Below are 25,064 nucleotides of genomic sequence, written 5' to 3' on the forward strand. Positions count from 1 at the left end.
TGGAGCGCTCGTTCTGGACTGTCGGAGCGGGGGAGCGAAGCGGAGGAGCGGAGGAGGGAAGAACGAGACCTTCAGGGCCGCGAACCCGCCGGAGCGAAGCGGAGGCAGATAGGGCAGAGCATCATGTTGGCGCGCAATGCCGAATCCCTCTTCTGGATCGGACGCTACGTCGAGCGAGCCGAATATACGGCGCGCATTCTCGATGTCGCGGTCCATCAGCTGCTGGAGGACGCCACGGTCGATCCGGACCGAACCTCGCGGGTGCTGCTGCGGGTACTGGGCATCGAGCCGCCCGATGAGGACCGGGAACTGGATGTGTGGTCGGTGACCGAACTGGTGGCCTTCGGCCGCGACGGCGGCTCCATCGTCGATTCCATCAGCCGGGCGCGTGAGAATGCCCGGGGCGCACGGGAAGTCACCTCCACCGAGATGTGGGAGTGCCTCAATGCCACCTTCAACGGGCTGGCGGCGGCCGAGCGGGCGGCACGGGCGCTGGGGCCGCACGAGTTCTGCCACTACATCACCGATCGCGCCGCCATGTTCGCCGGACTCTCCGATTCCACCCTGAGCCGCGACGACGGCTATCGATTCCTGCTGCTGGGCAGATCCATCGAACGCGTGGATATGACTGTGCGCCTGTTGCATTCGCGCGCCGGTGACCGCACCTCCTCGCCGGCCTGGGTGACGGTGCTGCGTTCGGCGGGGGCCCACGACCCGTATCTGCGTACCCATCGCGGCGTCCTCGACGCCAATCAGATCGCGGAATTCATCCTGCTCGACCGCCTCTTTCCGCGCTCGGTATTCCATTCGCTGCGGGTGGCCGAAACCTGTCTGCAGGAATTGGATCAGCGCCCCAACAGCCGGTTCGCGGCGCGCCACGAAGCGCATCGCCTGCTCGGCCGGGCGCGCAGCGAACTGGAATTCCTGCCCTCGTCGGTGCTGCTGGAGGATCTGCCCAGCCGGCTGCTGTGGCTGCAGCAGACCTGCCGCGAGGTGGGGGAGGCCGTGGCGCTGCAGTACTTCCACGCCGAATCATGGGTGGCGTGGACGGGGCTGCACGGTCGCGGCGCGGACCTGGTCGAGGAGATGGCATGAGCTGGCGGATGCGGGTGGTGCACACCACCGGATATGTGTACGACGCGCCGGTCACGCGGTCGTTCAACGAGGCCCGGCTCACCCCGCGCGCCGACAGCCGGCAGACCGTGATCCTCAATCGGGTCGACACCGTGCCGTCCACCCGGTCCTACCGCTACATCGACTACTGGGGAACGGCGGTGACCGCCTTCGACCTGCACGCTCCGCACACCGAGCTGGAGGTCACCAGCGCCTCGGTCGTCGAGACCGAGCCGTTCGCCGGGCCGCCCGAGGAGCTGGCCTGGGAGGAGCTGCGCGCCGACGCCATTGCCGACCGCTTCGACGAACTGCTCGAACCCACCGTCTACGTGCCGCGCGAGAAGCGGCGGCTGGCCCCGGTGGCCCGGCAGCTGGCGCGCGGCGTGTCGCCGGCGAAAGCGGTTGTCCGGGCCGCGGAATGGGTGCACCGGGAGATGAACTACCTGGCCGGGACCACCTCGGTGCACACCTCGGCGGTGCAGGCCTTCGCCGAACGGCAAGGCGTGTGCCAGGATTACGCGCACCTCACGCTGCTGCTGTTGCGCGGCATGGGGATTCCCAGCCGCTACGTCTCGGGCTACCTGCATCCGGACCCGTCCGCCGAGGTCGGCCACACCGTCGCCGGTCAGATGCACGCCTGGGTGGAGGCCTGGACCGGGCAGTGGTGGGGCTACGACCCGACCAACAACATCCCGGTCACCGAGCAACACGTATCAGTCGGGGTGGGGCGTGATTACGCGGATGTGCCCCCTCTCAAAGGTATCTTCAGCGGGAGCGGCTCGACCGATCTCGAGGTCGTAGTGGAGATAACTCGCCTGGCCTGAGGCGTTTTCGGCTCGCGCCGCCGGTTCTTGTCGGTGCGTTGTCCATGCCAGCGGAAGGTAGCCGATGTCCCCCACAGCTCAGGAAGTCGCCGAGGATCAGGTCGAGGCGCAACCGCCCGCCCTCGGGCGCAAGGCATACGCCGAGACATTGGGCACCTTCGTGCTGGTCCTCGGTGGCGTCGGTACCGCGGTACTGGCGGGCAGCCGGGTCGGTCCGCTCGGCGTGGCGGTGGCTTTCGGCCTGACGTTGCTGTTCCTGGTGTACTCGATCGGGCCGATCTCGGGTTGCCACGTGAATCCCGCGGTCACGGTGGGGCATCTGCTGCTGGGACGGATCACCATCGTTGTCGCGGCGGTCTATTGGATCGCGCAGTTCATCGGCGGCCTGCTCGCGGGCGTGGTCATCTACGCCGTCGCCAAGAACCTGCCCTCCTACGACCGGGCCAAAGACGGTCTGGGAGCGAACGGTTGGGGCGAGCACTCCCCATCGAAGCTGGTGCTCGGTGACGTCACCACGAATGGGTACGGCCTGGCGGCGGCCATCACGGTCGAGGTGATCCTGACCGGGTTGCTGGTCTTCGTGGTGCTGGCCTCCACCGACCAGCTGTCGGACATCCCGTTCGCCGGGCTCTCGATCGGCTTCACGCTGGCCGTTGTGCACCTGGTCTCGATCCCGGTCGACAACACCTCGGTGAATCCGGCCCGCAGCCTGGCCGTCGCGTTCTATCAGGACGGCGCGCCCGCGCAGCTGTGGGTGTTCATCGTGTTCCCGCTGATCGGCGGCGTTCTGGGGGCCCTGGTCTACGGGATGCTGTACGGCCGTTCCCGCACTATGGAGAGCTGACGATCCCGGCCCCTGCCTCGTTCCGGAACAGGGGCCGGTCGTATCGGGAAGGCGCTAGTGCCAGTGGTATTCGGCGCAGAGCCGGTGCGCCACCCGGTCGAATGTCTTGCGGGGGAGGATCGCACCCTCGCGGCGAATGCCCATCTCCGGGACGTCCAGGACACGATCCAGCCGCACCCAGCTGTCGCGCTCGGCGCTGTCCCACGGGCCGGAGCCGATGCCCACCCAGTTGGGATGGTGCGCGTGTTCGGAATTCGAGGACAGCATGAGCCCGAGCAGCGTGTCGCCCTCGCGGCCGACCACCAGCACCGGGCGGTCCTTGCCGTTGTCCGGGTCCTCCTCGTAGGGGACCCAGGTCCACACGATCTCGCCGGGATCGGCCCGGCCGTCGAGCTGCGGGCTGTAGACGATGCGGCGCGCGCGTTCGTGCGACGGCACTCCCGCCGACGAGGTCGGCCGGACATTGACGCCCGGACCCTGGCGCGGCGTCCCCACCGCCTTCAGCGCACGGTCCCACATCGTCGACTGCCGCACCCGCCCGATCAACTTCGGGGCCTGCTGCGTGACGAGCTGGGCGCCCTGCTCCTTAGCCACGATCCCCAACTGCTTCCCCAGAGCGTTCCACCTGCCGGCCATGTCCGGCAGCCTAACGGCGGACAACGGGATTCTCACCTGTACTGGATTCGCCTGCGCCTGAAGGTAGCTCACCTGCGGGTTCGCGGCCGTCTCGATTCTGGACCGACGGAGCGGGGGAGCGAAACGGAGGAGCGGAGGAGGGAAGAATCGAGACCTCGGGGCCGCGAACTCGCCGGAGCGGAGCGGAGGCCAAGAATGCAGCACCGTAGACTTCGGGGTTGACATGCCGCTGTTTCGCCATGCCGAGGAGTGACTCCGATTAGCAGCTTCGCCGACAAGACGTTCACCGATCCCAGCCGGATCAGGAACTTCTGCATCATCGCGCACATCGACCACGGGAAATCGACCCTGGCCGACCGCATGCTGCAACTCACCGGAGTGGTCGAGGAGCGGGCCATGCGCGCCCAGTACCTGGACCGCATGGATATCGAGCGTGAGCGCGGCATCACCATCAAGGCCCAGAACGTGCGGCTGCCGTGGCAGGTCGACGGCGAAGACTACGTCCTGCACCTGATCGACACCCCGGGACACGTCGACTTCACCTACGAGGTGTCGCGCGCGCTGGAGGCGTGTGAGGGCGCGATCCTGCTCGTCGACGCGGCGCAGGGCATCGAGGCGCAGACCCTGGCCAATCTCTATCTGGCCATGGACAAGGACCTGACCATCATTCCGGTCCTGAACAAGATCGACCTCCCGGCGGCCGATCCGGACCGCTACGCCGCCGAGCTCGCCCACATCGTGGGCTGCGAGCCCGAGGACGTGCTGCGCGTTTCCGGCAAGACCGGTGTCGGCGTGGCCGAACTGCTCAATGAGGCGGTCCGCGTGGTGCCGCCGCCAGTCGGACAGGCCGACGCCCCGGCCCGCGCCATGATCTTCGACTCGGTCTACGACACCTACCGCGGCGTCGTCACCTATGTGCGTGTGGTGGACGGCAAGCTCGTCCCGCGCCAGAAGATCAAGATGATGTCCACCGGCGCGACGCACGAACTACTCGAAATCGGCATCGTCTCACCCGAACCCAAGCCCACCCAGGGCCTCGGCGTCGGCGAGGTCGGCTACCTCATCACCGGTGTGAAGGACGTGCGTCAGTCCAAGGTCGGTGACACCATCACCACCGCCCGCGACGGCGCGACCGAGGCGCTGACCGGCTACCGCGAACCGCGGCCGATGGTCTACTCCGGGCTGTACCCGGTCGACGGGTCGGACTACCCGAACCTGCGCGACGCGCTGGACAAGCTGCAGCTCAACGATGCCGCGCTGACCTATGTGCCGGAAACCTCGGTCGCCCTGGGCTTCGGCTTCCGCTGCGGCTTCCTCGGCCTGCTGCACATGGAGATCACCCGCGAGCGGCTCGAGCGCGAGTTCGGCCTCGACCTGATCTCCACCGCCCCGAACGTGATCTACCGCGTGGTCATGGAGGACGGCACCGAGCACGTCGTCACCAACCCGTCGTACTGGCCCGAGGGCAAGGTACGCGAGATCTACGAGCCCATCACCCGGTGCACCGTGATCGCGCCGAGCGAGTTCATCGGCACCATCATGGAGCTGTGCCAGTCCCGCCGCGGCGAACTGCTGGGCATGGACTACCTGTCGGAGACCCGCGTCGAGATGCGGTACACCCTGCCCATGGCCGAGATCATCTTCGACTTCTTCGACTCGCTGAAGTCGCGCACCCGCGGCTACGCCTCGCTCGACTACGAGGAGGCCGGCGAACAGCAGTCCGCATTGGTCAAGGTGGACATCCTGCTGCAGGGCGAGGCCGTCGACGCGTTCTCGGCCATCGTGCACAAGGACGCCGCCCAGGCCTACGGCCACAAGATGACCACCAAGCTGCGCGAGCTCATCCCGCGCCAGCAGTTCGAGGTGCCGATCCAGGCCGCCATCGGCTCGAAGGTCATTGCGCGCGAGAACATTCGGGCGATCCGCAAGGACGTGCTCGCCAAGTGCTACGGCGGTGACATCAGCCGTAAGCGCAAGCTGCTCGAGAAGCAGAAGGAAGGCAAGAAGCGCATGAAGACGATCGGTCGCGTCGAGGTGCCGCAGGAAGCCTTCGTGGCCGCACTGTCCACCGATTCCGCCACGGACAAGAAGAAGTAGCAGATTCCCGGTCAGGCGCAAGGTTCGGTATGCAACCGGAAAATGGGTCTTCCGTACTGATATGCCGGGTGACAAGCTATGTCACGCACCGCTGAGCACACCGCCTGCGACCTGGTGGATGTGACAGACCGGTTATCCGGAAATAGGGTGTGAAACGAGTTCGGTTCGGCGGCCCGCGCGGCGGGTCGCCGAAGCCTTGAGAGCGGAGCCCACATGACGCGTGATCTGCCCTTCGACGATGCTGCCGGTGCCGGTGACGACGACGGAGACGCCGCCTACCGCATTGCCAATGGAGTCGCGCGGGTGGCCAGGGCAGGCGCGTACGTCACCGGTGGCGCGCTGATCGCCGCCGGCGGCAATCACGGCGGCACCCCGGCCATCAACCACGACAGCAAGAACGTGGGCTGGTCGCAGGTCGAGGACCCGCAGCCGAATGTGCCGAGCCCGACCATCACCTTCCCCGACCTGACCGCGGATTCGGTGCTCCCGCACCACGGTCCGGCGGCCGCCGCGCCGGTGAACGGGCACTTCGGCCCGCTCGGTGACTACCAGCACGGCACCGACGCGGGCCTGTTCCCGTCGCTCGACGCGATCCCGGCCAACGACCCGGCGATCTCCGGCTTCCACGGCCTCGGCCTGCCCGACACCGACACCGGCGCGTCCGGCCTGCCGACCTACGGCCCGCGTCCCGGCTGGGGTCTGCCGCTCGACAGTTCCACTGACCAGCAGGCGGATTCGGCTCCGGCCCAGCCGCATTTGCCGACCCTCGACCAGCAGCAGCCGAACTTCCTGCAGGGTCTGCCCGGCTTCCAGCAGGGCCTGCCCGGTTTCGGGCTGCCCGGCGCCACCGGGATGCACCTGCCCGGGATGAACGGCGCGTCCTTCGCGCCCGGTGCCGACACCGGTCTCGCCGACCACTCCGGCGCGTTCGACGGCATCGGCGGCACGGCCGGCCAGGGCAACGGTGTCTTCGTCGGCACCGACTGGTCGTTCGACGCCCATGTCGGGCTGGACGGCGCGTGGGTGCACTCGAATCTGTCGGTGAACGTGGGTGTCGGTGCGGTCGGGCATCAGCTCGACGCCTTCGGTCAGCAACTGGGACAGGGGATTTCGCACATCCCGGCGAACACCACACTGCCCAACAACGGCGGCGCGCCCAGCTTGCCGGGTGCGGACAAGCCCAACAATATGGGCCAGCCATTCGGCTCCTCGAACTCGTCGGCCACCACCGGCACCCCAGCCCTTCCGGGGCAGGGACACGGCCCGGCCGATTCCCCGGCGGGCGGAGCCGGAGCCCCCACTTCCGCTGTGCCCGGTACGAATTCGCAGCTTCCGGGGGCGGGTTCGCCGGGCGGCGCGTTCACGCTGCCGGGTGCCGCCGCGGCGCCGTCGAACCCGATCTCGCTGACCACCATTCCGGCCGCGCAGACTGCTCCGGTCGCGCCCGCCGCCGTCACTCCGGTCTCGACGCCGGTCGCCGCACCGGTGGTGCCTGTGGCCGCCGCGCCCGTCCCGGTCGCGCCGGTGTCCATGGCGCAGCCGGTCGCGGTGACGCCGTTGCAGACCACCATTCAGCCCGATGCCGCCAATCAGCCGATCGCGAATCTGCTGTCGACACACGGCGGTCCGTCGCCGCTGACCGCGCCCGCGGCCGTGGCCCCCACACTGTTCGATCATGGTCGCCAGCCGGTGCTGGCCAGTGGTGAGCCCACCGCGCCCGTACATTCAGCGCCGCTGACGGACAAGCCGGTCCAGCCGGTGGCCACGCCGGCACCCGCCCCGCACGTCAGCGTGCCGGCCAAGACCGATCCCGCGCCGGTGCTCACCACCGTGCCGCCGATTCCGACCACCAAGATCCCGGGCCTGGACCCCGATCTCACCAAGGTCGGCAGCACCCCGGTGGTGACTCCGCCGGTGACCTCCGGTGGCGACACCGACGTCACCGTCAAGCCGCAGAAGCCGGTCGACGATTCCGGTACCCACGGCAGCACGCCGACCGTCACGGTGCCGACCGACGCGCCCGTGCCGACCCATCAGCCGACCGTCACCAACCCGCCGCACCCGACCGCGCAGCCGACCGTGCCGACTGTGCCCGATCACAGTGGGCAGCCCAGTGTTTCGGTCGCGCCCGTGCCGACCGTTGCCCCGGCGCCGACCGTGCCGCAGCCGATCACCACGCCGCCGCACATCGACCCGCCGCAGCCGGTGAAACCCATAGCGGACCAGTTCGATTCGGGTAACCACGTGCTGCCGATCGCCGACGACTCCGCGCTGCACCCGCTCTCGGTGCACGACGGCGGTCTGCTGGTGCACGATGCCGGGCTGTTCTCCGGCCTCGGTCCCGATGCCTCGTTCATCGACGCCCACTCCCCGGTGCAGGGTCCGGGCGATCACATGCTGCTGCTGTGAGCGCCGCCGGTCATCAGGTAGCGGTGAAGAATCCCGATGCGCTGGGTCCGCTGGTCGACCTGCTCGACCGGCTGCTCGAACTGACCCACGCCTCCGGCCGGCTCGATCTGTCCGGGCGGCTGGGCATCGCGCGTGCGCGCCTGGCCGACCCGCGGGTGCGGCTGGTCGTGGTGGGCGAATCCAAGAGCGGGATGAGCACGCTGGTCAACAGCCTGGTCGGGGCCGCGGTGAGCGCCACCGAGGGCCAGGCCAGCGTCCCGGTGATCGCCGAGTACGGTCCGCAGCCCAGCGCCACCCTGGTGAAGGCGAGCCCGGGCGGCACCGCCCAGCGCACCGCCGTGGATCCGCAGGCGGCGCTGGCCGAGCTGGATTCCGGGGACGTCATCCGGGCCGAGTTCACCCAGCCCAGCCCGCTGCTGGCGGAGGGCTTCGTGGTGCTGGACGCACCCGGCGCGCCCGCCGAGGCGCCGGCGACCTGGTCGCTGATCGCCGCCGCGGACGCGGTGCTGTACGTGGCCGATGCCCGGGCGCCGTTCACCCCGGCGCAGATCGAGCAGCTGCAGCGGATTCAGCAGGTCTGCCCGACGGTCGTCTGCGTGCTCAACAAGATCGACCAGTGTCCGCAGTGGCCGCAGGTGCAGCAGCACGACCGGCAGCTGCTCGACGACGCCGGGCTGGCCTTCGCGGTGGCCCCGGCCTCGGCGCGGCTGCACGAGCACGCCGCCGCCGCGAGGGACACGCAGCTGGATCTGGAATCCGGTGTGCCGCAACTGCTCGACCATCTGCGCTCCTATGTGCTGGGCCGCGCGGACGCCGTCGCGGTGGAGGCCGCGGTGCGCGACATCCGGCTCATCACCGACCATCTGTCGCTGGCCCTGCGCAGTGAGGCCGAGACGCTGCGGGATCCGCGCCGGCTGACCGTCATCACCGAGCAGCTGCGCCGCACCCGCGAGGAGGCCGAGCAGCTCCGCCAGCGCTCGGCCAACTGGCAGGTCACCCTGGCCGATGGCGCGGGCGAGCTGATGGCCGACACCGAACACGATCTGCGGCACCGGCTGCGCAGCCTGATCCGCGACGCCGAGGCCGACATCATGAAGGGCGATCCGGCCCGGCGCTGGGCGGATTTCGGCGCGGATCTGGACGCCAAGATCTGTGAGGCGGTGGAGGAGAACTTCGTCATCGCCCACTACCGGTCGGTGGAGCTGGCCGAGCAGGTGGCGGCGAAGTTCCCCGACAGCGGCATCCCCACCCCCGATCTCAAGCTCGACAATCCGGGCGATGTCGGCGCGGTGCTGGAACCCGTTGCCGCGCTGGACAATCTGGACAGCGCCAAGCACGGCATCACCCAGCAGGTGCTGACCGCCCTGCGCGGCTCCTACGGCGGCCTGCTCATGGTCGGCCTGATCACCAGCCTGCTGCACATGTCGCTGGTGAACTGGTACTCCGGCGGCGCGGCCGTGCTGCTGGGCGTGAACGCGCTGTGGGACGACCGCAAGGCCCGCCGCCAGCGCCGCCAGGCCGAGGCCAAGATGGCGGTGGCCCGGCTCATGGACGATGTGATCTTCCAGGTGAGCAAGGAGTCCCGCTACCGGCTGCGCGCGGTGCAGCGCAGCCTGCGCGATCACTTCACCGAGATCGCCACGGCCACACTGCGTTCGGTGGACGCCTCGCTGCGCGCCGCCGAGGAGGCGGCCACCGTGCACTCGGGTGCGGGGCGAGAGGCGCGGCTGACCGAGATCGAGCGCTCGCTGGTCCGGTTGCGTGATATCCGCGAGCACGCGGACGCGATCGGCGAGAACCCCTCGTACTGACGAGAACCCCTGGTACCGAAAGGAATCGGCCGCGAGAGCGGCCGATTCCTTTTTCCCGGCTGTCTTTTCAGTGTGTCCCGGTTGTGGTGTCAGCGCCCCGGGTGCGCCGGATGGAACTGGCCCACGTGATGGGATTCCTCGGCCCGGATCACGTGCATGACCGCGTTGATCAAGGCCAGGTGGGTGAAGGCCTGCGGGAAGTTGCCCAGGTGCCGTCCGGTCCGCGAGTCGATCTCCTCGGCATACAGCTTGAGCGGGCTGGCATAGCCGAGCAGCCGCTCGCACAGCTGCCGGGCGCGGTGCAGCTCACCGATTTCCACCAGCGCCGACACCAGCCAGAACGAGCAGATGGTGAACGAACCCTCCTCGCCGGACAGGCCGTCGTCGGTGGTCTCGGTGCGGTAGCGCAGCACCAGGCCGTTCTCGGTCAGGTCGTCGGCGATGGCCAGCACGGTGGCCCGCACCCGGTGATCGGTGGGCGGCAGGAAGCGGAGCAGCACCACCAGCAACAGTGAGGCATCCAGGGTGTCGCTGCCGTAGCTCTGGGTGAACACGCCTTCGGAGTTGACGCCGTTGTCGAGGATGTCGGCGCGGATCTCCTCGCCGATCTCGTGCCACTTCCGGGCATAGTCGAATTCCCCGTGCAGCTCCGCCAGTTTCGCGCCACGGTCCAGCGCCACCCAGCACATGACCTTCGAGGAGGTGAAGTGCTGCGGCTCGCCGCGGACCTCCCAGATACCGCGATCGGGGCTGCGCCAGTTCTCGATTGCCGCCTGCACCTGTCGTTCGAGCATGGGCCACAATGTTTCCGGCACCTGCTGACGCGACTTCACGTGCAGGTACACGGAATCCAGGATGGTGCCCCAGATGTCGTGCTGGTCCTGGTTGTAGGCGCCGTTGCCGATGCGCACCGGCCGCGCCCCGTCGTAACCGGACAGGTGGGGGAGTTCGGACTCGGTGATCCGGCGTTCCCCGCCGATGCCGTAGAGCACCTGCAGCGACACCGGTTTGCCGTTGTCGTCGGTGGCGACATCGTGCAGGAAGGCGAAGAAGTCGTCGGCCTCCCGATCCAGGCCGAGGGTGTACAGACCCCACAGGGCGAAGGTGGAGTCGCGCACCCAGGTGTAGCGGTAGTCCCAATTGCGTTCGCCGCCGGGGGTTTCCGGCAGCGAGGTGGTGGCCGCCGCCAGCAGCGCGCCGGTGGGCGCGTAGGTGAGGCCCTTCAGGGTCAGCGCGCTGCGCTGCAGGTAGCCGCGCCACGGGTGATCGGGGAAGCGCCCCAGCGTGATCCACTGCCGCCAGCACTCGGTGGTCTGCCACATCTTGTCCGCCGCCTCGGCGAAAGTGCGCGGCGGCGGCAGGTCCGACCAGGACAGGGCCACGAACACCTCGTCGCCCTCCTTCATGCGAGTGCGGGCGCGGGCCTCGCGGCCCTCGATCCCCAGCCGCAGATCCGTGGTCAGCGTGAGGCTCGGGGCGCCCTCGATATCGCAGGTGGCACTGGCCCTTTCGTAGACGTCGCCGCTGTAGTGCCAGGTGGCCGGGCCACGGTGGTAGTCGAAGGCGGGTTCGCAGCTCATCTCCAGCTCGACCACGCCGTTCACACACTTCACCGTGCGCAGCAGCATGTGCTCGGCGTCCCAGTCCATGGGCGTGCGCTTGTGGCTGCGGCTGCGGGACCGGTTGTTGTGCCACGGACCCAGCACCAGCGCATCACGCACGATGAGCCAGCCGGTCTCGGTCTGCCAGGTGGTCTCCACGATCAGACCGCCGGGCAGATACCGGCGGGCGGCCGGCACCTTGCGGCCGTAGGGGCCGATGCGGAAGTGGCCCGCGCTGCGGTCCAGCATGGCCCCGAAGAGGCTCGGGGAGTCCGGCCGCGGGATGCACATCCACTCCACCGAGCCATTGCGGGCGATGAGGCAGTTGGTCTCGCAGTCCGACAGGAAGGCGTAATCGTCGATGGGGGGAAACACGGAATGATGCATCCCACCGGTCGAGGTGGGCAGGAAGGCGTCCGCCAGGGTGGGGTCCTCGGGCGAGAGGGGGTCCCGCGGGGCATCGATCTCGGACGGATCGTCGAAGTCCTCGTCGGGATCGATGCCTGTCTCGCTGCCGAGCGGACGGTCGGCGGATTCGGGTTCGTCGTACACATCCATACCACCATGATCGGTCTGAACGGCCCGAATCGTCCACCATGGCGTAGTCGGCCTAGGCTGGGGTCGTGCATGCGATTGCAGGATGGTGGGACGGCGTCGAACTCTGGGTGGCCGGCCTGCCCTTCGTTCCCCAGTTCGCGGTGGTGCTGGCCGCCATGGTGCCGGTCTGCCTGGCCATCGCCTACCTGCTCGACCGGACGCTGCGGGCGGTGCTGCACGTGCTCGGCCGTGATCGGATCGCCGCCCGGGAGGCCGCGATCCCCGCCGCGCCGTCGCGCCGCATCCGGAAGGAAGCCGCCTGAGATGCCTCGCTCTCGTGTCCAGCTCGCCCTGATCGCACTTCTTGTTCTCGTAGTCGTCGCCTGGTTGTTCACTCGCTGAGCGAGTTTCGGTACCACTTGGGCGAATTCTCGGCGTACTGTGCAGACCCATGTCAACCGATGAAGGCCTGGAACTGGTGCTGTCCGAAGAAGACTTCGAGGACGAGCCCCGTCTGATCGCCACCCACTTCTGCGGCCCCGACGAGGCCATCGACATGGTGAAGGCCGCCCAGCTGCTGGGCCTGGGCGTGCGCCTCACCAACCGCATCCGTCCCGACGAGGAGGATGCCGAGAGCGCCACCGAGGAGTGGATCCTCGACATCCTCGAGACCCCGCCCGTGGTCGAGGGCGACGAGTAACCCGGCGGGTTACCGAGCTTCGACTCGAATGGGGGTGCGGGCGCTCGGCTCCCGCACCCCATTTGCTTGTCAGTCGTCGGATCCGCGGATTCGCTTGCCCAGCTTCGACAGTGTGTCGCTGACTTCCTGACCCACCGTGCCGACCGCGGCCCCGACATCGCGGCCGAGGTTGCGCACGGTGCGGATCAGCGGGTCCTCGGACTGGTCGAAGTTCTCCCGGTAGGACCGGGCGGCGTGTTTGATCTCCTCGCCGATGCGGGCGTTCTTGTCCTGGTCCCGGCGCGGGTACTGGCCGTCGAGAATCCGGTCGTAGTCGCCGCTCGCGATCCAGCGTCGCAGTTCGGCGGCCCGCAGCACCGAGAACGGATGGGTCTGCAGCTCCAGATTGAGGAGTTTGAGCACACCGTCGCGCAGGTCGCCGGCCCGGTCGTAGTCATCGGCCTGGGCCAGGAAGGCGGCATGGCTCATCTGGTCCACCCGCGATCCGCCCGCCAGCTTCATGTGCACCCGGACCGACGCGTCCACGTCCTGTCCGACCAGCAGCCCGGCCCGGTCGCCGGACAGTTCGGACTTGCGGCTCCACTCCAGCAGCGCCGCCACGATGGCGCGTAAAGCCCAGCCGCCCACCGGCATCCAGCCGACATTGGCCGCCAGCCGCATCAGGTGCATCAGCATGGTCCGGTAGACCGCGTGCCCCGACAGGGCGTGCCCGAGCTCGTGGCCGACCACGAATCGCAGTTCCTCGTGATCGAGCAGATCCAGCAGCCCGGTGGTCAGCACGATGAACGGCCGGTCCATGCCGATGGTGAAGGCATTGGCCTCCGGCTGCTGCAACACGAACATCTCCGGCGTGCGCTGCGCGTCGAGGATCTTCACCGCGTCCTGGCGCAGCTGATGGATGTTCTTGAACTGCCGCTCGTCGACCCGTACCGCGGTCGCCAGGTACATGAGCCGGTGCTGTCGCTCCTGCAACAACCCGGACAGCGTGCGCAGCAGGGTGTCGAATCCACTCAGCTGCCGCAGCCCGACCAGTGCGGTGCGGTCGGCGGGATGCTCCCAGGCGCGAGTGGAGATGCCGGGGAACTCCCGGCGGAGACGAGCGGGTGTGGTCATCGATCCCCCATGTGTTCTCAGCAGGCGACGCGGTATCGGGCCGCTCGATACAGTCTGCCGTGTCCGTCCAGGGTTGTGCTCGAGCCGATTCCAACCGCCGTCCGAAATTCGCCACCTGACGTGCTGCTCTGCTAAAGTCGCCGGGTGTCTTCGAGTGTTGTGCCCCAGGTCCGCCATGAATTGGCGTTGATCGCTGTGGGTTGCCTCGCGGTCGCGGACATTCACTGTCGCTGATGGCCGATCGGGCACTGCTGCACGTCTGAGTAGACTTGGCGCGCGCATTTTTCGCAGTTCGTGTTCGTCCCCCGGCGGCCCTCGGGCCGGAGCGCCACCGTCGCGGCATCCCACGCGACGGGTCTACGGCAGTACGTTCAATCCCGCCGGTCGACGTCCCACCGGCGGGTGCCCCGAAAGGTCCACGCCGATGTCGCGCAATATTCGTCTCTCCCGCCGATCTACGTTCGCCGTCGCCCTCACCGCGGTCGCGGCCACCGTGCTCACCGCCTGCAGCGGCGGCGCGAGCGACACCAAGGACAGCGGTCCGGCCAGCGGAGGCGGCGGCAATATCAACCTCTACGCCTACTCGGTGGCGAAGGCCGCCTACGACAAGGTGATTCCGGTCTTCAACAAGACCGACGCCGGCAAGGGCACCCAGTTCCAGGCCTCCTACGGTCCCTCCGGTGATCAGTCCCGCAAGGTGAAGGACGGCGCCGAGGCGGATGTGGTGAGCTTCTCCGTCGAGCCCGACATCACCCGCCTGGTGGACTCCGGTCAGATCGACGCGGGCTGGAACTCCGACGCCAACAAGGGTGTTCCGTTCGGTTCGGTGGTGGCCATCGCGGTCCGCAAGGGCAATCCGAAGGGCATCAAGAACTGGGACGACCTGCTCAAGCCGGGCATCGAGGTGGTCACCCCCAACCCGTTCAGCTCGGGCTCGGCCAAGTGGAACCTGCTGGCCCCGTACGCCGCCAAGAGCGAGGGCGGCAAGAACCCGCAGGCCGGTCTGGACTACCTGAGCCAGCTGCTCACCCACGTGCACGTGCAGCCGAAGTCGGGCCGCGAGGCCACCGACGCCTTCCTGCAGGGCACCGGTGACGTGCTGATCAGCTACGAGAACGAGGCCATCTTCTCCGAGACCAAGGGCGATCCGATCGAGCACATCGTGCCCGACACCACGTTCCGGATCGACAACCCGGTCGCGGTGCTGAAGAACGCCAAGAACCTCAAGCAGGCCATCGCCTTCCGCGACTTCCTCTACACCAAGGACGCGCAGCAGGCGTTCGCCGAGGCGGGCTTCCGCCCGGTCGATCCGCAGGTGCGCGCGGACCACGCCAAGGACTTCCCGACCCCGCAGAAGCTGTACACCATCGACGATCTGGGTGGCTGGAAGGTCGTGGACAAGGATCTGTTCACGCCGAACACCGGCACGGTGGCCCAGATCTACGACAAGGCCACCAAGTAGCCGGGTGACCTGCGACACAAGCGATACTCGAAACCGTGAGTGACAGCAGTTCGAACGCCGGGATCGATCATGATCCCGGCGTTTCGGTAGACGACACCCCGCGTAAGGCGGCGGGTCCGGGCCGGATCCGTTCCTGGTTCCGGGTCAGCGGGTCGGTGGGCCCGCTCGGCATCGGCACCTCCGTGCTGTGGCTCAGCATCATCGTGCTGCTGCCGCTGGCCGTGCTGACCGTCAAGTCCTTCGAGGACGGCTGGTCCGGGTTCTGGGACGCGGTCACCGCGCCCGGCGCGCTGGACGCGCTGAAGGTGACCGTCTTCGTGTCGATCGTCGTGACGCTGATCAATGTGGTGATGGGCACGCTCATCGCCTGGGTGCTGGTGCGGGACGAGTTCCCGGGCAAGGGCTTCGTGAACGGGCTCATCGATCTGCCGTTCGCCCTGCCCACCATCGTGGCCAGCATCGTGCTGCTGGCGCTGTACGGGCCGCAGTCGCCGTTCGATATTCATCTCAACGCCACCCAGCCGGGTCTGGTGGTGGCGCTGGCGTTCGTGACGCTGCCGTTCGTGGTGCGGTCGGTGCAGCCGGTCCTCATCGAGGCCGACCAGGATGTGGAGCAGGCGGCCGCGTCGCTGGGCGCGGACAACTGGACCACCTTCCGGACCATCATCCTGCCGACGCTGGCGCCCGCCATCGTGAGCGGCTCGGGCCTGGCGTTCGCGCGCGCCATCGGCGAGTACGGGTCGGTGGTGCTGATCGGCGGCGGCATCCCGAAGAAGACGCAGATGGCCTCGCAGTACATCCAGCAGCAGATCGAGGTGGACCGCCCGGTGAACGCCGCCGCGGTCTCCGTGGCGCTGCTGGCCATCTCGCTGGTCACCCTGTTCGTCCTGCGGGTCACCTCGGACCGCTTGGCGCGCAAGGAACGGGAGGCGTAGATGAAACTCGGCTTCTGGACCAGGATCTCGCTGCGCACGGTGGCGCTGGCGTATCTGTTCGTGCTGTTGCTGGTGCCACTGGGCATCATCCTGTGGCGCACCTTCGAACGCGGTTTCGGCGCGTTCTACGAGTCGATCTCCACACCCGCGGCGATCTCGGCGTTCAATCTGACCTTGACGATCGTGGCGATCGTCGTGCCGGTGAACGTGATCTTCGGTGTGATCATCGCGCTCGCCCTGGTGCGCGGGAAGTTCCCCGGCCGCAATCTGCTGCAGGCCGTGGTGGATCTGCCGATGGCGACTTCGCCGGTGGTGGTGGGTGTTTCGCTGATCCTGCTGTGGGGCGCCAACGGCTGGTTCGGCGGGCTGGACCACCACGGGTTGAAGATCATCTTCAACCTGCCGGGCATGGTGATCGCCACCATCTTCGTGACGCTGCCGTTCGTGGTGCGCGAGGTGGAGCCGGTGCTGCACGAGATCGGCGACGATCAGGAACAGGCCGCGGCCACCCTGGGCGCATCGGGCTGGCAGACGTTCTGGCGCATCACGCTGCCGGCCATCCGCTGGGGTCTGACCTACGGCATCGTGCTGACCGTGGCGCGGGCGCTGGGTGAATTCGGCGCGGTGATCATGGTGTCCACGGGCCTGCCCGGAAAGTCACAGACGCTCACCCTGCTGGTGAACGGGCGATACGTGAACGATCACAACACCTTCGGCGCGTACTGTGCGGCGACGCTGCTCATGGGCATCGCCCTCGTCGTCCTTCTGCTCATGACCCTCCTCGAACGCAAGCGGGGCACTGCCAAATGATCACCGTGACCAATGCGAACAAGCGGTACGGCACCTTCGCCGCTCTCGACGATGTCAGCATCGACATCCCGTCGGGGGAGCTGACCGCGCTGCTGGGCCCGTCCGGTTCGGGCAAGTCGACGCTGCTGCGCTCGATCGCGGGACTGGAGACGCTCGACAACGGCCTGGTCACCATCGCGGGCCGCGACGTCACCAATGTGTCGCCGCAGAAGCGCGATATCGGTTTCGTCTTCCAGCATTACGCCGCGTTCAAGCACATGACCGTGCGCGACAATGTGGCCTTCGGGCTCAAGATCCGCAAGCGGCCCAAGGCGGAGATCAAGAAGAAGGTCGACGACCTGCTCGAGATCGTCGGCCTGGACGGCTTCCAGCACCGGTATCCGGCGCAGCTGTCGGGTGGTCAGCGTCAGCGCATGGCCCTGGCCCGGGCGCTCGCGGTGGACCCGCAGGTGCTGCTGCTGGACGAGCCGTTCGGCGCGCTGGACGCGAAAGTCCGTGCGGACCTGCGCACCTGGCTGCGGCGGCTGCACGAGGAGGTGCACGTCACCACCGTGCTGGTCACCCACGACCAGGAGGAGGCGCTGGATGTGGCCGACCGCATCGCGGTCATGAACAAGGGCCGCATCGAGCAGGTCGGCACTCCGGAGGACGTGTACGACCGGCCCGCCAATGAATTCGTCATGTCGTTCCTGGGCGCGGTGGCCAAGCTGAACGGGCATCTGGTGCGGCCGCACGATATTCGCGTCGGCCGGGATCCGAGCATGGCGCTGGCGGCGCACGAGGGCACCGCGCAATCCGCCGGTGTCACCCGCGCGACGGTGGAGCGGGTCGTGCAGCTCGGGTTCGAGGTGCGGGTGGAGCTGCGCAACGCGGCCACCGGTGATCTGTTCACCGCGCAGGTGACACGTGGTGACGCCGCTGCGTTGCACCTGGCAGAGGGCGAAACCGTGTACGCCCGTGCCACCCAGATCCCGGAGCTTCCGGTCTCGTAAGTTAGTTCCGTTTAAGCGATTTCGGTGAGAAGTCACGACACGCCCAATTTGATCCACCGATTGGCGAGTTGCCCCGACGCAGGTACGCCGGGTCTCGTGCTGAAGTAGCGTGAGCCTCGAAACGTGCAGGTCCAAAGGGGAAACAGTGGACGTGACGAGTACGGGTGGAAAACGGGCCGGGATCATCGGGGCCGGTATCGCGGGGCTGGTTACCGCGAAAGTGCTGCGGGACGACGGATTCGAGGTCGTCATCTTCGAAAAGGAGGGCGCAGCGGGCGGGGTGTGGATCGAGGCACGGACCTATCCGGGCCTGCGCACCAACAACTCCCGCGATACCTACGCCTACTCCGATCACCCGTATCCGGAGTCGGCCGAGGTGTTTCCGACGGCCGCGCAGGTGCGGGATTACCTGGCGTCCTATGTGGAGCGCTTCGGGTTGTCGCCGCTGCTGCGGCTGTCGACCGAGGTGATCCGGGTGTCCGAGGTGGACGCGGGCTTCGAGCTGAAGATCTGCGGCCCGGACGGGGTCGAGGAGCTGCGGTTCGACTTCGTGGTGGTGTGCGCGGGCGTGTTCTCCACCCCGCAGCTCCCGGTCATCGAGGGCGAGGACGAGTTCGAGGGCGTGCGGCTGCATTCCAGCCGGGCCACCGATCCGCGGCTGTTCACCGGCCGGCGGGTGGTGGTGGTCGGGGCCGGGAAGTCGGCGCTGGACTGCGCGGCCTGGGCGGGGGAGCATGCGCGGCAGTGCACGCTGGTGTTCCGCCGGGCACATCCGATGCTGCCGCGGTTTCTGCCGGGCGGGGTGCCCTCGGACCGGATCATCCTGAACCGCAGCACCGAAGCGTTCTTCCGCTATCACCGCCAGACCCTGATCGAGCGGTTCCTGCACGGGCGGGGCAAGAAGTTCACCGAACGCTATTGGCGGGCGGTCTCGGCCTCGATGCGGTTGCTGCTGCGGGCTCCGAAGGGCATGGTGCCGGACGCGCCGCTACCGGCGGGGATCGAGAATCTGGGTGTCAGCGACGAGTTCTTCCGGATGGCCCGGCGCGGGCGAATCGCCTTGCGGCGCGACACCATCGCGGCCTTCCCCGGCGGCACCACGGTTCAACTGGCCGGGGGTGATCGGCTCGAGGCCGATGTCGTCGTCTTCGCCACCGGCTGGCGGCAGGAGCTGGAATTCCTGGCGCCCGAGCTGGCCAAGACCGTCCGGGTCGAGGGCCGGTTCCAGCTCTACCGGCACATCCTGCCGCCGACGCTGCCGCGGCTCGGCTTCATCGGATACGGCTCCTCCGACGCCTGCCAGCTCACCGCGGAGGTGTCGGCGCACTGGCTGTCCCAGCATTTCCTGGGTGAGCTCGCGCTGCCGGGCGTCGACAACATGCACAGGGAGATAGCGCGTGTCGGGACGTGGCTGGGCGAGGTCATGCCGGAACGGCCCGAGGGCTACTACCTCGGCCCGTACCTGACGCACCACATCGACGAGCTGATGGGCGACATGGGTCTGCCCACCCGGCGTACCGACAACTTCGTCACCGAGTACTTCGACACCCTGCTACCCGGCCGGTACGCCGATCTCACCGAGGAACGCCTGCGGGCCCGGACGTCCGGGTCGCGCCGTCGCCGGTACGTGAGCGCCGGCGGTTCCCTCGGCGGAGTCGCGGCGCTCACCATGGCCTATGCCTGTTACCGGAGGATCCGGGACCGGTGGGCGTAGCGGTGCCGGATCACCGCGCGGAGTTCTCTCAGCGCAGGGTCCGCACCCAGCGCCGGGTGTCGGCCGGGTCGATGACGTCGTCGAGTTCGAGAACCGTTGCGGCGGTGAGGGCCTTGCCGCTGTCGTAGGCCGCCTGGACCAGTGCGTCGAAGGCGGCCTGCCGCTGCGCCGGATCCTCGATGGCGGCCAGCTCCTTGGCGAAGCCCAGGCGGACCGCGCCCTCCAGGCCCATGCCGCCGATCTCGCCTGTGGGCCAGGCGATCACGAAGCGGGGTGCGCGGAAGGAGCCCGCCGCCATGGCCTGTGCGCCCAGGCCGTAGCCCTTGCGCAGGATGACGGTGCCGAACGGCACGTCGAGGGCGGCGGCGTCGATGAACAGGCGGCTGAACTTGGTGACGGTGGCGTGCTCCTCGGCCTCGGGGCCGACCATGAAACCCGGTGTGTCGCAGAGGGACAGGATGGGCAGGCCGTGAGCGCCGCAGAGCTGCAGGAAGGCGGACAGTTTGTCGGCCGCCGGTGCGTCGATGGCGCCGCCCAGGTGGTGGCAGTCGTTGGCGATCAGGCCGAAGGGGCGGCCCTCGACCCGGACCAGGGCGGTGACGATGCCGACACCCCAGTCCCGGCGCAGTTCCAGCACCGACCCGACATCCACGATGGCGTCGATGGCGGCGCGAATGTCGAAGGCGCGCAGCCGGTTCTCGGGTACCACGTGCCGGGCCAGGCGCGGGTCGGGTGCTTCCCACTCCGCGTCCGCCCCTTGGAAGTACGAAAGGTAGCGGCGGGCGAGATCGACCGCCTCGGCTTCGTCGGCGGCGACGATGTGGACCACGCCATTGCGGCGCTGCACCTCGATCGGGCCGATGTCCTCGGGCGCGTACACGCCCAGTCCGCCGCCCTCGATCATGGCGGGGCCGCCCATGCCGATATTGGCGTCGGGGGTGGCGATCACGACATCGCACATGCCCAGCAGGGCTGCGTTGCCGGCGAAGCAGCGGCCGGAGGCGATGCCGATGAGCGGTACGGTGCCCGACAGCGCGCCCATGGCGCGGAAGGTGGTGACGTCCAGGCCGGAGATGCCGCCGTGGTCGGTGTCGCCGGGCCGGCCGCCGCCGCCCTCGGTGAAGAAGACCACCGGAAGCCGTTGCTCGCGAGCCAGTTCCAGCATGCGGTCGGTCTTGGCGTGATTGCGCATGCCCTGGGTGCCGGCGAGCACGGTGTAGTCGTAGGACATGACCAGCGCGCGGGTGCGGTCCGGGCCGAAGCGGCCGGCATCGATGGTCGCCACGCCCGCGATCAGGCCGTCGGCGGGGGTGTTGGCGATCAGGTCCTCGAGGCTGCGGCGGCTGCGCTGGGCGGCGACCGCCAGGGCGCCGTATTCGACGAAGCTGCCGGGGTCGACCAGGTCGGTGATGTTCGCGCGGGCGGTGCGGCGGCCGAGCCGATGCCGCTTGGCGACCGCGGTCTCGCGCCGGGCGTCGAGGGTGATGGCGTGGCGGTCCAGCACCTCGGCGAGGTCGGCGCGCACCGAATCCAGGTCCACCACGGTCGATTCCGTGGCCGGGCCGTCGTGATCGGCGGCCACCCAGGTGACCAGGATGGCGTGCGGGTCGACCACGTCACCCGGTGCGACCGCGTGCCGCAGCACCCGCAGCGGTTCGGTCGCGCGCAGCACGTGCTGCATCTTCATGGCCTCCAGGACCGCGACCTCGGCTCCGGCGGCGAGAACCGTTCCGGGCTCGCAGAGCGAGACGACGGTGGCGCCCATCGGGGAGCGCAGGGCCTGTTCGTTTTCGTCCAGATCGAGCTCGGCGGCAGCGGCCTGCCGTACCGGCTGCGGTCCGGTCGGATCCTCGAAACCCTCTGCCCGGGAGCGCAGGTCGTCGAGGCGCTGCTCGAACCAGGCCGTGGTCACCGGGCCCGCGTCGCCGAGCTCGGCCAGCACGGCGCGCAGCAGGTGCAGGTTGGTGTCGACGCCGCTGATCACGGTTTCGGCCAGCGCGTCCGCACACCGTTGCAGCACGGCGCGGTACGACGGCGCGGACGCGATGATCTTCGCGAGCAGCGAATCGAACTGCACCCCTTGCCGCGTCCCGACCTGGGCGGCGGTGTCGACCCGCACGCCCGCGCCGGTCGGGACGTCGAAGCGGCTGATCACGCCGGTGCTGGGCAGCACCGTGCCGTCGGCCGCGAGCAGTTCGGCATTGACCCGCGCCTGCACGGCGTAGCCGCGGGTCTCGTTCTTGGGCAGGTCGAGTTCGGCCAGCGTGCGGCCCTGTGCCAGATCCAGTTGCAGCGCGACCAGATCCACGCCGGTCACCGCCTCGGTCACGGTGTGCTCGACCTGCAGGCGCGGATTCACCTCCAAGAACCAGACATTCGTGCCGTCCACCAGGAACTCCACGGTGATGACGCCCCGGCAGCCCACCGCCTCGGCGATCAGCACCGCCTCCCGGTGCACCCGATCCCGCACGGCCGCGGGCAGTTCCGGCGCGGGCGCGATCTCGATGAGCTTCTGCCGCCGCCGCTGCACGCTGCAATCGCGGTCGCCCAGCGCCAGCGCGCCGAGCCCGTCGGCCACCACCTGCACCTCGATGTGCCGCGCCCGGTCGACCAGGGCCTCGGCGTAGACGCTGTCGTCGCCGAACCCGGCAAGGGCCTCGGCCCGGCAGCGTTCGACGGCCTCCGCCAGCAGCGCCGCCTCGGTCACGGGCCGCATGCCGCGGCCGCCGCCGCCCGCCGCGGCCTTCACCATGATGCCGCCGGGATGTGCGGCGAGCAGCGCGGCGATCTCGTCCGTTCCGGCTCCGGCCCGGGTCGCGGGCAGCACCGCCGCCCCGGCCCGCGCGGCCGCGTCGCGCGCCGCGACCTTGTCCCCGAAGATCCGCAGCGTGTCCGGTGCGGGCCCGACGAAGGTCAGCCCCGCCGCCGCGCAGGCCGCCGCGAACTCCGCACTCTCGCTGAGGAATCCGTACCCCGGGTGCACGAGCGCGCCCGGTCCGCAGGCCGCCGCGGCCCGCACCACGGATTCGACATCGAGGTATCCCGCCGCACCGCTGCCCGGCAGTACGAGCGCCCGGTCGGCCAGCCGGACCGCCAGACTTCCGCTGTCCTCGGCGGTGTGCAGCACCTCCGTCACATACCCGAGGTCCCGGGCCGTCCGCACCACCCGGACCGCGACCTCACCACGATTCGCCACCACAACTCGCACGCCGCCAGGCTCCACAACTCGCACGCCGCCAGGCTATGGCACGAATCACCCGGAACGGTCAGAACTTCGTGACGTAGCAGTCGTAGTTGCGTTGCTCGACGATCAATCCGTCCCGGATGGTGAGAAAGGTGGCGATCTCCGCCCGCATCTCCGAACCCGCGGCCCGCGCGCCCACCGGCACGGCCAGTACCCCGATCCAGGTGACCTCCAGAGCCACCTGATCGCCGGTGGCCGCGGCGTGGTGAAACTCGAACCGCTGCTGGCGAATCACCTGCTGCCCGCGTTCGGTCGCGGCCAGGATCTCGTCCAGATTCCGGGTCGCACCCTGCGGGACCAGCGCGTTCGGCAGCTCCCGCTGCACGACGTCCGGGTGGAAGTAGGCGGCCAGGGCCGCTCCGGTGGCGCCGGCCGCGACGGCTCGGTGATAACGGACGGCCAGCTCGATATTCGGATGGTCGGGCATATCACTCACCGGGCCAGTCGAACATGGCGGCGAGGCCGGCGGGGGCTATGTTCGGGGCATGCATTGGGATCAGATGACGGCCACGCCGGGTGCGCTGCGGACGGCCGCGGCGCGGCTGCGGCGCGGGGTGGGGCAGCTGGAAATCCTGGCGGCCATCATCGAGGCGGCGGACGGGCCGTGGCTGGGGGCCATGGATTCCGATGGGCGGGGGACCGCCGAGCTGCGCATGCACCTGGCGGGGAAGTACCGGTTCACGGCGGTGGTGACCAGCGCCGGGAAACTGTCCCTGGCGGAACTGAATTCGCCCGGGCGCGGGAAGCGGGCGGAGCTGGTGCTGTCCACCAAGGCCGCCCAGCGCAAGGGCTGGGACGCGCCCAAGGACATGCCCAAGCCGCAGGAGTGGGTGGACTACGTGGTCGGGTGGGTCCAGGCCGCCAGCGCCGCCGTCGGCCGGCGGGACGTGGTGGAGTGGCTGCTCAGGGGCGCCGACCAGCGGCTGGCCGCCATGAACGACAGTGTCGAGACCATGCGGGCCGCCCTCGCCGAACGCGAGCAGATGCGGGACGAGCTGGCGGCCGAGGTCGCGGAGCTGCGGGCGGAACTCGAGGCGGAATCAGCCCTCGCCGACAAGCGCGTCGTCATCGGCGACGTAGCGCCAGACGGGGAGGAGGGCGTGGTCGTCGAGGGGGTCGCCGGCGAGATGGGCGGTGGCGCGGAGGCGGGCGGTGACGTCGCCGGCGTCGAGACCGGAGCCGATCAGGACCAGGTTGCTGACCCGGGGTTCGTGGCGGGTCCAGGCGGTGGGCTCGATGGTGATGTGGCGGCCGACCATGTGCAGCACGAACTTTCGCGGGTCGTCGGGGACGGCGAAGGCCAGCACGCCCTTGGCGCGGAACAGGCCGGCGGGCGGATCCTCCAGTAGCGCAATGAGTTCGCGCGGGTTCAGGTCCGTGTCGGAGGTGAAGGAGACGCTGTCGTAGTCGTCGTGCAGGTGCCGGTGGTCGCGGCAGTCCCCGCCGGGCTCGTGGCAGTGGTCTCGGTGCTGGTGGTGGTCTCCGTGCCCGTCATCCGTGTGCTCGTCGAGCAGTAGCTCGTCGAAGCTCAGCTGTTCACCGACGCGCGGCCGGTTCGGTTCGCGGGTGGGGACGTCGAACAGCAGGCCCGGGTCGACGCGTCCGTGGCTGGTCGGATACACCGGGACCTGACCGACCAGGCCGGTGATCTCCGACCGCAGCCGCTCCAGCGCGGCCGGCTCGACGCGGTCGGCCTTGTTGAGTACGACCAGATCCGCCATGCGCAGATGGGTCGCGAGTTCCGGGTGCAGTTCGCGGCTCGCGGGGAAGTGCTCGGCGTCGACCACCTCGACCAGCCCGCCGTAGCGGATGCGCGGATTGTCGCTGTTCACCACCATGCGAATGAGATTGCGCGGCTCCGCCAGTCCGCTGGCCTCCACCACGATGACGTCGATCCTCTGCCTGGGATGTGCCAGCCGGTCGAACAGGTCGTCCAGTTCGCTGACATCCACCGCGCAGCACACGCACCCGTTGCCCAGCGAGACCATGGCGTCGACCTGCCCGGCCACCAGCATGGCGTCGATATTGACCGCGCCGAAGTCGTTGACCACCACCCCGATTCGCGTGCTCCGGGTCCGCAGCAGCCGGTTGAGCAGCGTCGTCTTCCCGGCGCCGAGGAATCCGGCCACGATCAGGACTGGAATGCGGCGGCTCACGGCGACCACCCTACCGACCGGCTGTGAGCCCGCCGCAGCATGTCGGAAACCGCGTGGAAATAACAG

20 protein-coding genes are annotated in these 25,064 nt (G+C 68.9%); 14 read left to right on the forward strand and 6 right to left on the reverse strand.

The window, feature by feature from the left end; all coding sequences use genetic code 11:
- Nucleotides 1–123 precede the first annotated feature (123 nt).
- From ACWEQQ_RS28875 to ACWEQQ_RS28885, 3 genes are all read left to right on the forward strand, one after another.
- On the forward strand, nucleotides 124–1,095 hold the full coding sequence (locus ACWEQQ_RS28875; protein WP_354835040.1) for an alpha-E domain-containing protein: 972 nt from the start codon (nucleotides 124–126) through the stop codon (nucleotides 1,093–1,095).
- Nucleotides 1,092–1,937 (forward strand): transglutaminase family protein, encoded by an 846-nt coding sequence (locus ACWEQQ_RS28880; protein WP_452350474.1) that lies wholly within the window; start codon nucleotides 1,092–1,094, stop codon nucleotides 1,935–1,937. Before ACWEQQ_RS28875 ends, ACWEQQ_RS28880 begins: the two co-directional genes overlap by 4 nt.
- Before the next feature lie 64 nt (nucleotides 1,938–2,001).
- Nucleotides 2,002–2,781: an aquaporin gene (locus ACWEQQ_RS28885; RefSeq protein ID WP_452350475.1), complete on the forward strand. Its 780-nt coding sequence runs from the start codon at nucleotides 2,002–2,004 to the stop codon at nucleotides 2,779–2,781.
- Between the two features lie 54 nt (nucleotides 2,782–2,835).
- On the opposite strand, the gene ACWEQQ_RS28890 is transcribed toward ACWEQQ_RS28885, so the two are convergent.
- Complete coding sequence (locus ACWEQQ_RS28890; protein ID WP_452338654.1) at nucleotides 2,836–3,417, reverse strand: type II toxin-antitoxin system PemK/MazF family toxin; 582 nt, start codon at nucleotides 3,415–3,417, stop codon at nucleotides 2,836–2,838.
- Between the two features lie 249 nt (nucleotides 3,418–3,666).
- On the opposite strand from ACWEQQ_RS28890, the gene lepA reads away from it, so the two are divergent.
- The 3 genes from lepA (at nucleotide 3,667) to ACWEQQ_RS28905 (ending at nucleotide 9,734) form a co-directional block, all read left to right on the forward strand.
- Nucleotides 3,667–5,514: a translation elongation factor 4 gene (gene lepA, locus ACWEQQ_RS28895; RefSeq protein ID WP_379382335.1), complete on the forward strand. Its 1,848-nt coding sequence runs from the start codon at nucleotides 3,667–3,669 to the stop codon at nucleotides 5,512–5,514.
- A 213-nt stretch (nucleotides 5,515–5,727) separates the two neighbouring features.
- A complete protein-coding gene (locus ACWEQQ_RS28900; RefSeq protein WP_452350476.1) occupies nucleotides 5,728–7,923 on the forward strand; it encodes a hypothetical protein in 2,196 nt (731 codons plus the stop codon).
- Nucleotides 7,920–9,734, forward strand: a complete 1,815-nt coding sequence (locus tag ACWEQQ_RS28905) for a hypothetical protein (protein ID WP_452350477.1) — start codon at nucleotides 7,920–7,922, stop codon at nucleotides 9,732–9,734. The genes ACWEQQ_RS28900 and ACWEQQ_RS28905 overlap by 4 nt, the downstream gene beginning before the upstream one ends.
- Nucleotides 9,735–9,823: 89 nt before the next feature.
- Here ACWEQQ_RS28905 and ACWEQQ_RS28910 read toward each other — a convergent pair whose 3' ends face one another.
- Nucleotides 9,824–11,722, reverse strand: a complete 1,899-nt coding sequence (locus ACWEQQ_RS28910) for a glycoside hydrolase family 15 protein (RefSeq protein WP_452338776.1) — start codon at nucleotides 11,720–11,722, stop codon at nucleotides 9,824–9,826.
- Between the two features lie 236 nt (nucleotides 11,723–11,958).
- On the opposite strand from ACWEQQ_RS28910, the gene ACWEQQ_RS28915 reads away from it, so the two are divergent.
- Both ACWEQQ_RS28915 and ACWEQQ_RS28920 read left to right on the forward strand, forming a co-directional pair.
- Complete coding sequence (locus tag ACWEQQ_RS28915; RefSeq protein WP_452338657.1) at nucleotides 11,959–12,195, forward strand: hypothetical protein; 237 nt, start codon at nucleotides 11,959–11,961, stop codon at nucleotides 12,193–12,195.
- Nucleotides 12,196–12,323: 128 nt separating this feature from the next.
- Complete coding sequence (locus tag ACWEQQ_RS28920; protein WP_379382328.1) at nucleotides 12,324–12,572, forward strand: hypothetical protein; 249 nt, start codon at nucleotides 12,324–12,326, stop codon at nucleotides 12,570–12,572.
- Between the two features lie 69 nt (nucleotides 12,573–12,641).
- Here ACWEQQ_RS28920 and ACWEQQ_RS28925 read toward each other — a convergent pair whose 3' ends face one another.
- Nucleotides 12,642–13,685 (reverse strand): M48 family metallopeptidase, encoded by a 1,044-nt coding sequence (locus ACWEQQ_RS28925; RefSeq protein ID WP_452338658.1) that lies wholly within the window; start codon nucleotides 13,683–13,685, stop codon nucleotides 12,642–12,644.
- A gap of 144 nt (nucleotides 13,686–13,829) precedes the next feature.
- Between ACWEQQ_RS28925 and ACWEQQ_RS28930 the strand changes: the two genes are divergently transcribed.
- From ACWEQQ_RS28930 to ACWEQQ_RS28955, 6 genes are all read left to right on the forward strand, one after another.
- A complete protein-coding gene (locus tag ACWEQQ_RS28930) occupies nucleotides 13,830–13,919 on the forward strand; it encodes an Ms4533A family Cys-rich leader peptide (RefSeq protein WP_328601465.1) in 90 nt (29 codons plus the stop codon).
- A gap of 190 nt (nucleotides 13,920–14,109) precedes the next feature.
- Nucleotides 14,110–15,147, forward strand: a complete 1,038-nt coding sequence (locus tag ACWEQQ_RS28935) for a sulfate ABC transporter substrate-binding protein (protein ID WP_452338660.1) — start codon at nucleotides 14,110–14,112, stop codon at nucleotides 15,145–15,147.
- 125 nt (nucleotides 15,148–15,272) lie between these two features.
- Nucleotides 15,273–16,082: a sulfate ABC transporter permease subunit CysT gene (cysT, locus tag ACWEQQ_RS28940; RefSeq protein WP_452350551.1), complete on the forward strand. Its 810-nt coding sequence runs from the start codon at nucleotides 15,273–15,275 to the stop codon at nucleotides 16,080–16,082.
- Nucleotides 16,083–16,892 carry a sulfate ABC transporter permease subunit CysW gene (cysW, locus tag ACWEQQ_RS28945; protein ID WP_452338661.1) on the forward strand — a complete coding sequence of 270 codons (810 nt, stop codon included), beginning with the start codon at nucleotides 16,083–16,085 and terminating at the stop codon, nucleotides 16,890–16,892.
- Entirely contained in the window at nucleotides 16,889–17,884 is a 996-nt protein-coding gene (locus ACWEQQ_RS28950; protein ID WP_379398814.1) for a sulfate/molybdate ABC transporter ATP-binding protein, read from the forward strand. Before cysW ends, ACWEQQ_RS28950 begins: the two co-directional genes overlap by 4 nt.
- 151 nt (nucleotides 17,885–18,035) lie before the next feature.
- Nucleotides 18,036–19,598, forward strand: coding sequence for a flavin-containing monooxygenase (locus ACWEQQ_RS28955; protein WP_452350478.1), 1,563 nt, complete (start codon nucleotides 18,036–18,038; stop codon nucleotides 19,596–19,598).
- A gap of 28 nt (nucleotides 19,599–19,626) precedes the next feature.
- Here ACWEQQ_RS28955 and ACWEQQ_RS28960 read toward each other — a convergent pair whose 3' ends face one another.
- The 3 genes from ACWEQQ_RS28960 to ACWEQQ_RS28970 form a co-directional block, all read right to left on the reverse strand.
- Entirely contained in the window at nucleotides 19,627–22,830 is a 3,204-nt protein-coding gene (locus ACWEQQ_RS28960; RefSeq protein ID WP_452350479.1) for a carboxyl transferase domain-containing protein, read from the reverse strand.
- A 34-nt stretch (nucleotides 22,831–22,864) separates the two neighbouring features.
- On the reverse strand, nucleotides 22,865–23,269 hold the full coding sequence (locus ACWEQQ_RS28965) for a nuclear transport factor 2 family protein (RefSeq protein ID WP_452350552.1): 405 nt from the start codon (nucleotides 23,267–23,269) through the stop codon (nucleotides 22,865–22,867).
- Between the two features lie 613 nt (nucleotides 23,270–23,882).
- Entirely contained in the window at nucleotides 23,883–24,998 is a 1,116-nt protein-coding gene (locus tag ACWEQQ_RS28970) for a CobW family GTP-binding protein (RefSeq protein ID WP_452350480.1), read from the reverse strand.
- Nucleotides 24,999–25,064: the final 66 nt, after the last annotated feature.

It is taken from the genome of Nocardia sp. NPDC004123 (assembly GCF_053603795.1).